The sequence below is a fragment of the Bacteroidota bacterium genome, assembly GCA_016213405.1.
Classification (GTDB): Bacteria; Bacteroidota; Bacteroidia; order Palsa-948; family Palsa-948; genus Palsa-948.
In genome coordinates this window covers 86,855-100,620 of sequence record JACRAM010000071.1, presented here as the reverse complement: position 1 = coordinate 100,620, position 13,766 = coordinate 86,855, and the positions used below count along the sequence as shown (strand labels likewise).

The 13,766-nt window shown below is 40.3% G+C and carries 14 protein-coding genes; 6 read left to right on the top strand and 8 right to left on the bottom strand.

The window, feature by feature from the left end; genetic code table 11:
* Positions 1–124 precede the first annotated feature (124 nt).
* From HY841_09340 to HY841_09330, 3 genes are all read left to right on the top strand, one after another.
* The gene (locus HY841_09340; GenBank protein MBI4930953.1) at positions 125–502 is read left to right on the top strand and encodes a four helix bundle protein; all 378 of its coding nucleotides are present in this window, start codon (positions 125–127) and stop codon (positions 500–502) included.
* A 69-nt stretch (positions 503–571) separates the two neighbouring features.
* Complete coding sequence (locus HY841_09335; GenBank protein ID MBI4930952.1) at positions 572–1,864, top strand: aminopeptidase P N-terminal domain-containing protein; 1,293 nt, start codon at positions 572–574, stop codon at positions 1,862–1,864.
* 86 nt (positions 1,865–1,950) lie between these two features.
* Positions 1,951–2,760, top strand: a complete 810-nt coding sequence (locus HY841_09330; protein ID MBI4930951.1) for an alpha/beta fold hydrolase — start codon at positions 1,951–1,953, stop codon at positions 2,758–2,760.
* A gap of 1 nt (position 2,761) precedes the next feature.
* Here the strand turns inward: HY841_09330 and HY841_09325 are convergent, their stop codons facing one another.
* From HY841_09325 to HY841_09315, 3 genes are read right to left on the bottom strand one after another with little or no spacing between them, the layout of a single operon-like run.
* Entirely contained in the window at positions 2,762–3,868 is a 1,107-nt protein-coding gene (locus HY841_09325; GenBank protein ID MBI4930950.1) for a T9SS type A sorting domain-containing protein, read from the bottom strand.
* Between the two features lie 21 nt (positions 3,869–3,889).
* Complete coding sequence (locus tag HY841_09320) at positions 3,890–4,537, bottom strand: hypothetical protein (GenBank protein ID MBI4930949.1); 648 nt, start codon at positions 4,535–4,537, stop codon at positions 3,890–3,892.
* 20 nt (positions 4,538–4,557) lie between these two features.
* Positions 4,558–6,243 (bottom strand): hypothetical protein, encoded by a 1,686-nt coding sequence (locus HY841_09315; GenBank protein ID MBI4930948.1) that lies wholly within the window; start codon positions 6,241–6,243, stop codon positions 4,558–4,560.
* A gap of 419 nt (positions 6,244–6,662) precedes the next feature.
* Between HY841_09315 and HY841_09310 the strand changes: the two genes are divergently transcribed.
* Both HY841_09310 and HY841_09305 read left to right on the top strand, forming a co-directional pair.
* Positions 6,663–7,181: a hypothetical protein gene (locus tag HY841_09310; GenBank protein MBI4930947.1), complete on the top strand. Its 519-nt coding sequence runs from the start codon at positions 6,663–6,665 to the stop codon at positions 7,179–7,181.
* Between the two features lie 277 nt (positions 7,182–7,458).
* On the top strand, positions 7,459–7,758 hold the full coding sequence (locus tag HY841_09305) for a hypothetical protein (protein MBI4930946.1): 300 nt from the start codon (positions 7,459–7,461) through the stop codon (positions 7,756–7,758).
* A gap of 114 nt (positions 7,759–7,872) precedes the next feature.
* Here HY841_09305 and HY841_09300 read toward each other — a convergent pair whose 3' ends face one another.
* The 4 genes from HY841_09300 to HY841_09285 form a co-directional block, all read right to left on the bottom strand.
* Entirely contained in the window at positions 7,873–8,163 is a 291-nt protein-coding gene (locus HY841_09300) for a nucleotidyltransferase family protein (GenBank protein MBI4930945.1), read from the bottom strand.
* A 119-nt stretch (positions 8,164–8,282) separates the two neighbouring features.
* Positions 8,283–9,446 carry a hypothetical protein gene (locus tag HY841_09295; protein ID MBI4930944.1) on the bottom strand — a complete coding sequence of 388 codons (1,164 nt, stop codon included), beginning with the start codon at positions 9,444–9,446 and terminating at the stop codon, positions 8,283–8,285.
* 62 nt (positions 9,447–9,508) lie between these two features.
* Positions 9,509–9,754: a hypothetical protein gene (locus HY841_09290; protein MBI4930943.1), complete on the bottom strand. Its 246-nt coding sequence runs from the start codon at positions 9,752–9,754 to the stop codon at positions 9,509–9,511.
* Positions 9,755–9,858: 104 nt separating this feature from the next.
* The gene (locus HY841_09285) at positions 9,859–10,296 is read right to left on the bottom strand and encodes a TM2 domain-containing protein (protein MBI4930942.1); all 438 of its coding nucleotides are present in this window, start codon (positions 10,294–10,296) and stop codon (positions 9,859–9,861) included.
* Positions 10,297–10,387: 91 nt separating this feature from the next.
* On the opposite strand from HY841_09285, the gene HY841_09280 reads away from it, so the two are divergent.
* Positions 10,388–11,092: an outer membrane beta-barrel protein gene (locus HY841_09280; protein ID MBI4930941.1), complete on the top strand. Its 705-nt coding sequence runs from the start codon at positions 10,388–10,390 to the stop codon at positions 11,090–11,092.
* 20 nt (positions 11,093–11,112) lie between these two features.
* On the opposite strand, the gene infB is transcribed toward HY841_09280, so the two are convergent.
* A complete protein-coding gene (gene infB, locus HY841_09275) occupies positions 11,113–13,740 on the bottom strand; it encodes a translation initiation factor IF-2 (protein MBI4930940.1) in 2,628 nt (875 codons plus the stop codon).
* Positions 13,741–13,766 lie beyond the last annotated feature (26 nt).

The window sequence follows — 13,766 nt, the reverse complement described above, 5'->3', positions numbered from 1 at the left end:
AACCGCTGAGTTCACAGAGAAAAATCACGCTGAGAACCGCAGAGAAATACAAGAATTAACTATAAGGCGACCTAAGTGCATATACCTATTGTTTTATTGCCTGTGGAAAAACGATTAATGTAATATGGGAAAAAAGTATTTAACACTCAATGATATTGAAGCGTATAAAATCTCATTTCATTTAAGTAATTATACTTGGAATATAGTTGTTAAATGGGATTTTTTTTCACGCGATACTGTAGGCAGACAATTTGTTCGATCAGTAGATTCCATTTCTGCAAATATTGCCGAGGGGTTTGGCAGGTATTCTAAAAAGGATAAAATAAAATTTTACCGTTATAGTTTTGGATCCTTGCACGAATCGTTTGATTGGAATCAAAAAAGCAAGGTGAGAGGGCTTTTAAAAGAAGAAAAATACCAATCTGTTTTTTCAGAACTTCAAAAACTCCCTCAATCGATTCACCACTTGATTAACTTTACAAATGATAAACTGAAAATATGATTCATAATCAACCTCGGACAAAATCAGAATAGTACAATAAATCAATATGTCAATAAAACAGTAATTCCTATGAGATACAACCAAATTCCCCAACAGCTTTTCATCAACAACCGCAAGCGGTTTGTGAAAGAACTAAAAGCAGGGTCGCTGGCTCTTTTTAACAGCAGCGACATCATGCCTATGAGCGCTGATGGCTCCATGCCGTTCAAACAGCAAACAGATATTTTCTGGCTCTCGGGCGTTGACCAGGAAGAAAGCATCCTGCTGATCTTTCCTGACGCTAAACTTAATGAGCATAAAGAAATTCTTTTCCTGAAAGAAACCAACGAGCACATTGCCATCTGGGAAGGAGAAAAACTTACCAAGAAACGCGCAACAGAAACTTCTGGCGTGCAAACAGTTTACTGGCTTTCGCAATTCAAAACTATTTTTCATCAGCTGATGTGCGAGTGCGAACATGTTTATCTGAATACGAATGAACATTTGCGCGCTGTGATTGAAGTTGAAACCCGCGATTCACGCTTTGTAAAATGGTGCCGGGAGCAATACCCGCTTCATAATTATGAGCGCGTTCAGCCGCTCATGCACAAGTTGCGGGCGATAAAATCAAAAGAAGAAGTAGCACTGATTCAGCAGGCATGCGACATCACCGAAAAAGGTTTCCGCAGATTGCTCCCGCTTGTAAAACCCGGTGTGTGGGAATATGAAATTGAAGCCGAACTGATTCATGAGTTTGTGCGCAACCGCTCAACAGGATTTGCTTACACGCCTATTATCGCATCGGGCTTCAACGCCTGTGTGCTGCATTACATTGATAACAACAAGCAATGCAAAAAGAACGATGTGATTCTGCTGGATGTGGCTGCTGAATATGCCAACTACGCTTCTGACTTAACAAGGTGCCTTCCTGTGAGCGGAGAATTTTCTAAAAGACAAAAGGCGGTTTACAATGCTGTGCTTCGCGTGATGCGTGGCGCCATCTCCATGCTGAAGGTTGGAAATAATATTATTGATTACAACGAAGCCGTGGGAAAATTAACGGAAGAAGAACTCATCAAGCTCAAACTTCTCAAACTTTCTGATGTGAAAAAGCAGGATCCGGCAAATCCTCTCTACAAAAAATATTTCATGCATGGCACTTCGCATTATCTCGGACTGGATGTGCACGATTACGGAAGCCGCTACCGCAAGTTTGAAGCCGGAATGGTTTTTACCTGCGAACCCGGCATTTACATCCGCAGGGAGAAACTCGGCATCCGACTGGAAAACGATATTCTCATCACCAAAAACGGAAATGATGATCTGATGAAAAACATTCCCATTGAAGCGGATGAGATTGAGGAGATGATGAATGCTAAATAAATTATCATATTGATATATTGTTACATGGTTAAATTGTTTTATTGTCCATTTTATTTTTAGCAATATAGCAATCCAACAATAAAACAATGATTAAGCAAGCGGAGTTTAGGAACGTAAAGGTCAGGTACAGCGATAAGGGAAAAGGGCGAGTGATTGTTTTGCTTCACGGGTTTCTGGAGAGTTTGGAAATCTGGGATGAGTTCTCCGCTAAACTTTCAAAACGATTTCGTGTCATCGCCATTGATTTGCCCGGTCATGGAGAAACTCCCGCAATAGGATATGTTCACAGCATGGAACTCATGGCGGAGTGCGTGAAATCAGTTTTGGATTCTCTTGAATTGAGAAAGTATGTGGTGGTCGGGCATTCCATGGGAGGATATATTGCGCTGGCGTTTGCCGAATTGTTTCCGCAGAATCTTTCAGGGCTTTGTATTTTTCATTCCACCGCCATGCCCGATTCAGATGAAAAGAAAAAAGACCGAGACCGCGTTGCTGAAATTGTGAAAAAAGACCACACGCAATTTGTCTCCGATCTGATTCCAAAACTTTTCGCGCAGAAAAATGTTCCGCTTTTGAAAGATGAAGTGGGCAAAGCAAAACAAATTGCGCTCAATACTCCCAAAGAAGGAATTGTTGCCGCACTGTTAGGAATGAAAGAGCGCCCTTCGCGCGAACTGGTTTTGAAGAACGCCACATATCCTGTTCTGTTTATCATCGGCAAGCAGGATGTGATTCTTGCCTGGGACAATCTTCTTCTGCTAACCAGTTTGCCAAAGAAAAGTTTCAACATTGTTCTCGAACATGCAGGGCACATGGGTTTTTACGAAGCGCCAGAAGAAACATTTAAAACAGTGAAGAAGTTTTCAGGGATGTGTTTCAGGGAAAAGGGTAAATAACTTACTGCACTATCACTTTCTCTGTAAATACATTTTCTCGGCTGGTTGCTTTTATGAAGTAGATGCCTTTGGGACGCTCACTTAAATCAATTGTGAGATTCCTTACTCCGCTCGGAATAACACTTTGTGTCACTTTTTCTCCGAGGGTGTTGTAGATTTCTATAGTGTAGTTAATATTTTGCAACTCACCTTCATCTGTGAGTTTAATGGTGAACGAGCCATTATTAGGATTGGGATAAATAATCATATCTTGATTTTGTATTTCTCTGTTTAATTCAGTATTTTGATTTATTGCCGTTTGAGTAGTTTGGGATTCAATCAAGGTATCAGTTATAATTGTACTATCTGCATTCTTTGCTGGATCTGGAGGTTGGATTATATTGCATGGGTCAAGATATGCTCTAAAATGTGTGTTGCCTCCCGTTCCACTTCTAAATCCGGGTAGTAATGAAACTTTATCTCCTGCAATTAAGGTTACATTTCTATTATTGTGAATAGCGCAACTCATATCAACATTATGAACTGCACGAAATTTCCATGGGAAAAAAAAGGAACCACTGTTAATTGGGACACATGAAACAGATGAATTTTGCGGGATCTCGCATTTACATTCAAGCCCGTCATCAAATCTTGTAACATTAATCACATTGGAGTACTTGATATATACGGCTGCACCAATCTGAACGTATACAAATAGAAGTTTGGTCCATGGTTGTACATACAGTCGCACCTGATATGCTCCTGATAATGGAGGAATATTGCTGAAAACTACTGAAGGCGGTATGCAGGCGCATGGATCACAGTGATTAGGGTCACCGGGAGGTGGAGCTGGGCAACATGCCGAGACACAGTTGTTATATTTAAACTCTTGAGTGACTTGTGCTATATTAATACCATTTCGATATAATGTCCATATATAGTTTTTTCTTCCCTCCCAGGCAAAATCATAGTTGGAGGAAAAATTCAGAGGGACAATGGATGGACAGGTAGTAAAATTAATATCATTAGTTCCATTATTACCATATAAAACAGGAGGGTCGAATTGCGCCCAACCGAAGGTGTTTAATCCTAAAAATAAAAACAGTAGGTAGAATATTTTAGTTCTCATGGATAATGTTTTTTAGGATTTTTAAAATCTATAATTTATTTGAATGCTAAAATTATCCAGTGATAGATAATAACCATAATTATAAAAGCCCTTATCAAATCTCAAAATAATATCGGAGCGTTGTTTTATAGTATATCCTATAATAGCGCCATAACCAAAACCTACGCCCTCTGGATGGTACCATCCAGAGGGAGGATTATAGAGATTGCGGTATGTTTCGCTTGCGAATGAAAAATTCCTAACGATGGGTAATGTTGTATTTATTGCTACAGCAAGAAACCAGTGAGGGGAATACCATCCGCTCAGAACTTCTGTTCTGAAACTAAGGTCATATATCGTGAAAGATTCTGAGTACATTCCTACCATTGTCAGATGGCTCTTTACTGCGGTTTTGAATTTGTTTTTATTGCGTATTAATATATGCCCTCCTGCTGATAATCCTGTTTGCTCTAATTGTATCCCCTGATTAATGTCTATACCAATACCCAACGGAATGTCTGTAGTCAAAATTACTGGTTGCCTGAAGCGCTCTAATACCCTTGAATAGCCAAGCAGATGGATAATGTTCTTTCTCTTTAACAAAGAATCTGAATAGTTGAAATCCTGACAGCGGATTCCTTCTACGCTAAGTATTAAACCTATTATCATCCAAACTTTTATTCGTTTCATAATTCATCTTATATTTTTGCCTATTTGTTATTAAATGTTTTGAGATATTCTCCTGTTACCTCTAAACCTAATTTAAGGAACAGTTGTTTTAGAATTGCATTTTCTTTTTCTACCTTTTCTAATCTCTGATAAATATCAATAATATCCAAACTGTTATCTTCAACATTGCCAGTTAATCCTTTCATAGTGTGAGCAAGTTTTAATCCATCAGAGGTTATTATGCTTTCTGGTTCAACATCCGGCAGGTGTTTGAATTCTTTAAAATAGTTCATCTTGTCCTGCCATGTCATTCGTTTGTAAGTGGATTCAAATTTATAATCGCACCAACCGCCCGTTGCTTCAACAATAACTTCCTGACGCGCTTTAATTTTTCCATTAACGGCTAATCTTTCAGAGGGACATGTTGTGCCTATTCCTACATTTCCGTCAACGACCAATTTTGGTCCGCCAACAAAAACTCCATCTTCAAAATCACCGTCATAATTTATAACAAGATTATCTTGCCCAGCTTGCCATCCATCATGAACTAAAGCGCGGTTAGCGGTTTTAGTTTTTTGTGGTCGTCCGTCAAACATTCCAAGTTTAAAATCAGAACCGCCATTGATGATGTATCCACGCACATCTAATGTAGATTGGGGAGTTGTTGTGCCAATACCAACATTACCAGAAAATAACGCATTACCAGCAACATCTAATTTTTCAACAGGGTTTGATGTCCCAATTCCTACATTGCCTGTTGTTCCCGCTCCACTTGCTTGCCTTACTGTAAGTGTAGGTATATCGCTATTGAAGCCAATCATAAAAGAATTTTGTTGGCTATTTAAAAGATATGGGAAAGGAGATGTGCCAGTTCCAGTTCCAAATAGTATGGAATTTGTACCCGCGGCAAGAACATAATCACCTACAGCGATTGAACCAATTCCGGCAGCTGTTGCGAAACCTCCTACTGCGACTGCATGAATTCCTATTCCATTTGTATTATATCCAATTCCTATTCCTTTTTGAGTACTTGTGGTTTGGTCATTATAAAGACGCGGATAAAAAGCGTCTATAACAAGCGTACTGTCTCCAAATCTAATTATACTATCGGGTGAAGTAATTCTGGGAGTGATGATTTTATTTGTAACGGTAACTGTATTAAAGGTAGGGTTGTTAGAAAGAGGAGTAGAAGCAGTAGTTTGAATAGTATTGTCAGGAAATTTAAAACCTCCTGATGTGCTTTGAATTGTTCCTTCTACTGTGAGTTTTTCTGTGGGAGAAAAAATTCCGATTCCGACTTTGCCGATGTTACCGGCATTAATAATTGTGTTATTATCATTTGGAGAAAATATTACAGTGCTGCTATCACAAATCATACTACCACCACCCTGTTGACCGCTAGTAGGAGGAATGATAATGCATGTAACTTGAGTGACCGTATCTGCTGTTTGAATGCGCAATGCTCCGTCATCACGCATAGCGCCTTTTTCGGTAACAACAAGTGAATTCTTACCTACTTTCAGCAGTTGAACACTATCGCGGGTGGCTGTGGTTTGAAATGTTCCGTCAGGAAACAAGAGCGTATCTGTTTTGGTAATTCCTTTTACTTCTAATTGTGTTGAAGGAGTGGTTGTTCCAATGCCTGCATTACCGCTTGAAGGAAATGTGTTTTGTGCGTTTACAGCACAATAGAAAAGCAATGAAAGAGGGAAGATGATTTTTTTCATGCGATGTGTTTTAGGTTTGTGAAAAGAGCAGACGATGAATGATTCGGCTAAGGTATTCGCTTTGTGTGCTTTCGCCAAACTATTTCAAGAGTTTTCGACCAATAAAAACAATTCATCTTTCATCTGAAATAATTATGAGATGAACCTGCTTGTTTTATCTATGAATGATTTTTGAAAGGAAAATTTTTATTTCCCCGCCCTGTTCTCCTCCTTCTGCCACTTATCAACAGCCCTTTGCTGTTTTTCCTTTTTTCAACTATTTTTCAGGAGTGATTTTTCATAGGAGCAACGCCCGCGCACAAAAAATATTTAGCCTGTTTAAAAATTATTTTCTGTTCATTTCCCCAAAAATTCTGGCAAGGGATTTGAACGTTATGTAATCAAATAAATAAATAAAACAATTTAAAACAAAAAAAACAATGTACGGAAACATCTCGGTTACGCTGTCAGCAGCTGACAAAGCGGCCATTAAACAAAAAGTGCAGGACATTCTTGCCATCCTTCAGGCAAGCGGCACCACCATCATCAACCTCACGCAGGACGAGCGCAAATCGCTCCCTAAAATGGGAAACAAGCGATACGCTTTTGTGAAGCGGCTCATTCAGGCGGTGAAAGAAAATTTATCACACATTCCTCCGAGTTACAATGTGCCTGCCATGGAACAGGATTTTTCGGGTTTTGACGACCTGAATGAAGTGCGCATCCCCATCATGCAGTTGTTTGAAAAAGTGGATGACACACAGCGTGGCGCTGGCAGCGAAGCGTACGAGGCGGCATTAAAAGGAAAGGCATTGATCGAAACTGCCAACCGCGATAATCCGGGATTGGATGCCGTGGTTGCCGAACTGCAGGAATTTTTTGACCATGCACAGCAGGAAGAAGACGGAGGTCCGACTCCCGCACCAACACCAGTGCCACCTCCCGCGCCAATACTTTAACTATGGGTTAACCCCGTGGAAATACTTTCTCGGGGTTAATGCAAAAAGGCGTTCCGATTATACCCGGAATGCTTTTTTTTGAATGAAAAACAAAAACCATTCTACATATTGTAGAATAAATTCTAAATAAAGTAGAAAAACTTCTACTATAAGCAGAACAAATTCTAAAAAAAGCAGAAAACATTCTATTCTGTGTAGAAAAAATTCTAAATAAAAGAGAAAAAAATCTATTTCCTGTAGAATTAATTCTACAATAAACAGAATAAATCGTGCAATTATGGAAACTCATTTAGGTAAAAAACTAAAGCAACTGCTGAGGGAGCGGAACATCAGCGCAGTGAAATTTTCAGAAATGATTGAATATGATTTCAGGGGTGTATATAAAATGTTCAGACGACAACACTTCAACACCTCCTTGCTGGAAAAAATTTCTGCTGCGCTGAATCACGATATGTTTCAATACCTGCGGGTTGAGGGAAATTCACCCGCTGAAAACAAACTAAAAGAAAAAATTTCTGCGCTTGAAAAAGAAATTGAATTTCTGAAGGAAATAATTCAATCGCTGAAGAAAAAATAAAAAACAGGTTAATTAATGTTCAGGTAGCCCCAGCCCGTATTCTTTTTTCTTCTTTTGTTTTTTATTTTTTCTGCCGCTTCCATAATATCGGCAAGCAAAAGTTTAGGATTGCGCTTAGACATAGTTAATATCCTGTTCTATTTCGCGCATGTACTGGGCTTTTATCCCGTTTTTAGAAACCAGGTCAACTTTTTTGTTCAGGATTTTTTCCAGTTCGGTGGCAAGGTCAATGAATTCAAGCCCTATGGGTTTTTTAAATTCTACCAATATATCCACATCGCTGTCTTCGCGCTGTTGCCCTCTTCCGTAAGAGCCAAAAACGGCAAGCGCCATTACTCCGTACTTGTCATACAACTGTTGCTTGTTCCGTGTCAGGATATTTTTTATGTCAGCCAAACTTTTCATACTTCAAAGGTAAGCAGGAAAATTGAATTCAGCATGAGCATTATTTCTTACCGTATTTCTCGCGGGGTTCGGCAGCAAGGAAAGAATTATGTTGGCTTTGTAAGTTTTTTTCTTCAGTTTCATTTCTGCGGCAATCCCAGCCCGTATTCTTTTTTCTTCTTTTGTTTCTTCATTGCTTTTTTCATTTCGCGGGTGTTGCTGAAACTTGCGCTCTCTTTGGCATTTTCTTTTTCCATTTTCTTTTCCTGTCTTGATTTGAAATGGAATTTAAAGATATGGAACTTTTTCTTCTTTTTGCCCGTGCCTACATTCGGGTTTTTGTGTCTGCCTTTTGAAGTATTGGAAGGAGAGTTTTTGTTCAGCTTTACGTTGGATGCAAATGCATCGGTTCCATTATCCTTATTATCTTCTATTTTCCTCTTCCTGAATTTTTTCAGCTTCTTGCCATTGGCTTTCTCTCCATAGCTCATGGAGGTGTTGTTATTGGCTGTAAAACTTCCCGAACTCACATCTTCTCCTTTTATTTTATTTTTTCTTCCTCCTTTGATCCGCCTGCCTTTTGATTTTTCACCGTAGTCCTTTACTTTGGTATTCGAAGCAAAGGCATCGCCCGTATCATCGCTTTTCATTTTTCCTTTCTTCATTTTTCTCGCCCGCTTGCCGCTTGCCTTGTCGCCATAATTTTTTGTCTTTGTATTGGATGCAAATGCGTCATCAAGATTGCTTCCTTTAATATTATTTTTTCCGCGCTTGGTTCGTTTGCCTTTTGACTTTTCTCCATAATCTTTGGTTTGTGTGTTTGAAGCAAACGCATCATTCAGGTTACTTCCTTTCACATTATTTTTTCCTCGCTTGGTTCGTTTGCCTTTTGACTTTTCTCCGTAATCTTTTGTCTGTGTATTAGAAGCGAACGCATCATTCAGGTTACTTCCTTTCACATTATTTTTTCCTCGCTTGGTTCGTTTGCCTTTTGATTTTTGACCATAATCTTTTGTCTGGGTATTTGAAGAAAATGAATCACCTGTTTTTGATTTTTGTTTTTGTTTTTTTTCTTTGAAGGAATCTTTCTGAACGGTGTATTTATCCTTCCCGTTTTTAGTGCGGAATGAATCTTTTTGCTTTACAGTTTTTTGTCCGGTTTTTTTCTTCCCAAAGAAACCGCGTTCGGTCTGGGTTTTCTGTTTTGGAGGATTATCGGTAGTGGGAGAATTTTGTCCATGCGCATTTGGTTCAGCAAGCAAAATCCCTGAAAGGAAAATGGAGAAAAATATCTTTGTTCTCATTTTGAAGAAATAAAGATACAAATAAAAAATAAGAATGTAAAAACCCGCCTGCCAAAGGTAGATCAGGAGAGCGGTTCTGCCAGCACTACGTCTTCCAGTTCAACGGGAGTTTTCAGCCGCTCGCAGGTGATGCGGTCGTTTACCCGTTCTGCAATTTTGTAGCGCATGCGTTCAGCAGCGGTTGAAAAGAAATGCACCCACTCATTGCCGTAGCTGTTTTCCCAGATAACTCCGAAAACTTCTCTTCCTCCGCGCAGTTTGAATTTGCATGGCGTGTCGTTAAACTTTAGAAATTCTGATCGGTTCATAATGGTTTGGTTTATTTTCAGTACAAATATTGCTCATTGTAACGTGAAAACCCAAAAACTTGTTTCAAATACTTGTTCACCAAAAAAAGCTGATTGTTAATATCTCAGTGAGACCACATGATGACTTTGGGATTGTTCCTGTACCGCCCGAGCATTTCTTCATCTGCAGCAAGGATGGTGATGAAATCAATAAGCGGAAGAATTCCCAGGCAGCCGCCCAATGTGCCTATATAGGCAAAAGGCATGTAGGGTTTTGTTCCCAGATATATTCTATGCAAGCCAAGCATGCCAAATGGGAATGGAAAAGCAAGAACGGCAGCAATGAGCTTTTTGGTTTTATGTTTTGGTGCTTGGGCAGAATCAAACGCAACAATCAAAGAGGGTGTGTCAATAAGAGTAATCGGGACGAATACTTGTCCCATTTCAGATGAAAAAACAGTATCGTAAATTATGATAGTATCACCTTCTCTAATAGAAATATCTTTTGCATGAGTAATGATACAATTCGCTATTAAAAATATAGTCAGAGAAATTTTTTTCATACTGGATTCAAAAGTACAATTTCCGCTCCGATTTGATTTTAAGAAAAAAAGATACTTTTGTATCAATAATTCATTCCAAAATAAATTCCACATGAAAAAAATTATTACCCTTTCTACAATTACTACAATGATACTTGTGGCAAGTTTTGCATTTGCAGGCACAAAATCTTTAAAGCATAAGAAGAATTTTTTATCTGCTCCTTCTGTTGATTTGTTTCATCACTCAACAAATTTAATGGCAAAAGACAAAGGAGGCGATGCATTTGCCCAAGGGAAACTAGTTATATCCGCAGGATATGGATGGCCCAATCTGGGCAAAGCAGTTGTAACCGCTCTTATAGGAGAGGGTGCAACTAATATTAAGGCAACCGGTTTGGGTCCCCTCCACTTCAGGGCTGAGTATGGCTTATCGGATGGTGTAGGTATGGGAGTAAGTGTGAACTATATATCATTCGGTGTAAAGTACACCGATTATGATGTTGCGACAGGAACTAAACCTTATGACTATGCAATTAGTCGTTCCTCTCTAAGCATACTCGCGCGTATTAATTTTCATTTTGGAACTACAGAACAATTGGACCCCTATTTTGGAATAGGCGCTGGATATAAACAGGTAACATGGAAATTTACTTCTACGGATCCCAATTATGTGGAGGAGAGTATTCCCGGATTCAGCCCGTTTGGTTTTGAAACAACCATCGGACTTCGTTATTATTTCACAGATGGTTTTGGAATATACACAGAGATGGGCATCGCTAAATCTATAGTTCAGGGAGGATTGGTAGTAGCGTTCTAAAAAGTATAGGAAAAACTTTCTTAAAGTTTAGCTTTCACTTCCACCTGCTCGTAGCCCTCGATGATGTCGCCTACCTGCACATCATTATAACCCTCTATACTGAGTCCGCATTCCTGCCCTGATACCACTTCTCTTACATCGTCTTTGAAGCGCTTGAGCGAGGAAAGAGCGCCTGAGTGAATTACCACGCCATTTCGGATGACACGAATCTTGGTATTGCGGTTTATTTTTCCATCCAGCATCATGCAGCCCGCGATGGCTCCCACTTTCGTGATGTTGAACACTTCGCGCACTTCAATGTTGCAGGTGATTTTTTCCTGAAACTCAGGGGCAAGCATTCCTTCCATCGCATCTTTCACTTCGTTGATAGCGTTGTAAATGATGGAGTAGAGGCGGATATCAATTTGTTCCTGCTCGGCAAGTTTTCTGGCAGAAACGGAAGGGCGGACATTAAAGCAAACAATGATGGCGTTGGAGGCAGAAGCCAGAAGCACATCCGAATCTGAAATCTGACCAATGCCTTTGTGAATGATATTGACGTGAATTTTTTGAGTGGAAAGTTTTAACAGTGAATCTGAAAGTGCTTCCACCGATCCGTCCACATCGCCTTTAACAATAATATTTAATTCCTGGAAGTCACCGATGGCGATACGCCTTCCGATTTCATCCAGCGTAATATGTTTTTTAGTGCGGAGCGATTGTTCGCGCTGCAGCTGCATTCGCTTGGTAGCGATTTCTTTTGCCTGTCTTTCATCAGACAGCGCGTTGAATTTATCTCCTGCCTGCGGAGCGCCATCCAATCCCAGAATCTGAACCGGAGTGGAAGGGCCGGCTTCGTCAATCGGAGTTCCGCGTTCGTTATACAATGCTTTTATTTTTCCGCTGAAAGATCCTGCAACCAAAACATCGCCCATGTGAAGCGTTCCTGCTTTTATAAGAATAGTGGCAACGTATCCTCTTCCTTTATCTAAGGAAGATTCAACAATGGTTCCGGTGGCGTGTTTGTGCGGATTTGCTTTCAGTTCTTTCACTTCGGCTTCGAGCAAAACTTTTTCCAAAAGCAATTCAACATTTTTTCCTGTCTTGGCGGCTACTTCCTGGCACTGATATTTTCCGCCCCAGTCTTCCACGAGCAAATTCATTTGAGATAACTGCTCTTTTATTTTTTCAGGATTTGCTCCCGGCTTGTCAATTTTATTTATCGCGAAAATCATCGAAACGCCTGCCGCCTGCGCGTGGTTGATGGCTTCCACCGTTTGCGGCTTAATTCCGTCATCTGCCGCAATTACGATGATGGCAACGTCTGTTACCTGCGCACCGCGCGCGCGCATGGCTGTAAACGCTTCGTGACCAGGAGTATCCAGGAACGTAATTTTTTTTCCATTCTCCAGAATAACTCCGTAAGCACCGATGTGCTGAGTAATGCCTCCTGCTTCGCCAGCAATTACGTTTGCTTTACGGATATTATCAAGCAAGGATGTTTTTCCGTGATCCACGTGACCCATGACGGTTACTATCGGAGGACGTGGCAATAAATCTTCGGGTTTGTCTTCTTCTTCGTGAATATCTTCCAGCGCTTCCACGCTGATGAACTGAACCTGATATCCGAATTCTTCCGAAACCAACTTAATGGTTTCTGCATCCAGCCGCTGGTTGATGGAAACAAAAATTCCAAGCCCCATGCAAAAAGAAATAACTTCTGTGGCGGGCATGTTCATCATGGAAGCCAATTGGCTTACCGAAACAAACTCAGTAACTTTCAGGATTTGTTTTTCTGCTTCATCCTGCTGCGCCTGCAGCTCCATTTTTTCTCCCATTGCTTCCCGCTTCAGCTTCCTGTATTTTGCCGCGCGTGATTTTCCGGTGCCGCCAATGCGCGACAGGGTTTCTTTTATCTGGGAAGATACTTCCTGCTGTGTAACTTCAGGCCGCGCTTCCCTTCTTCTTCCGCCTCTGCGCCTTTGTTGCTGATGATGCTGAGATTGCGATTTTGCCGCATCTGATTGTTTGGTGGCATCGCTGGCAAAACGGGCATATTCGGTGTGCTGAACTTTCTGTTTTTTGATTCTCTTTTTCTTTTTCTTCTTATCAAATTCTTCTTCTTTTTCTTTTTCTACAGGCAATTCAATTTTTCCAACCACCGTAGGACCTTCGAGTTTCGAAAAAGTGGTTTTGTGCATCTCGGGTTCCGGAACGGGAACATGCTTCTCTTCTTTTTTGGACGGCTTCTGCGATTCTTCTTTTTTCTTTTTTGAAAGGGAATCCAGATCAATTTTGCCGACTTCTTTTATGGAGAATGACTGAGTTTCTTTTGGCGCGCGAATGATGTTTTCTTCAGCGGTCTGGTTGCTCCGGATGAAAAGTTCGTCTTCTTCTTTTCTTCGCGATGGACGCTCTTCAGCAATTTCTTCAATGGTGAGGGTTTTCCTGTTGTCCTTTTGTTCTTTGATGCGTTTTGACTCTTCTTTGTCTTTTTTCTCGGAGCCAAAACCATCCAGCAGCAACTCATAGAGTTCTGCAGAAATTTTCGCATTCGGATTATTCTCAACTTCCTGTCCTTTGCCTTTCAAAAATTCAGCAATAGTCCCAATGCTCACATTGAGTTCTTTTGCTACTTTGCTGAGACGATGTATGACTGTTTCGGACATCTTTTTTTATTTTGATTACACAGATT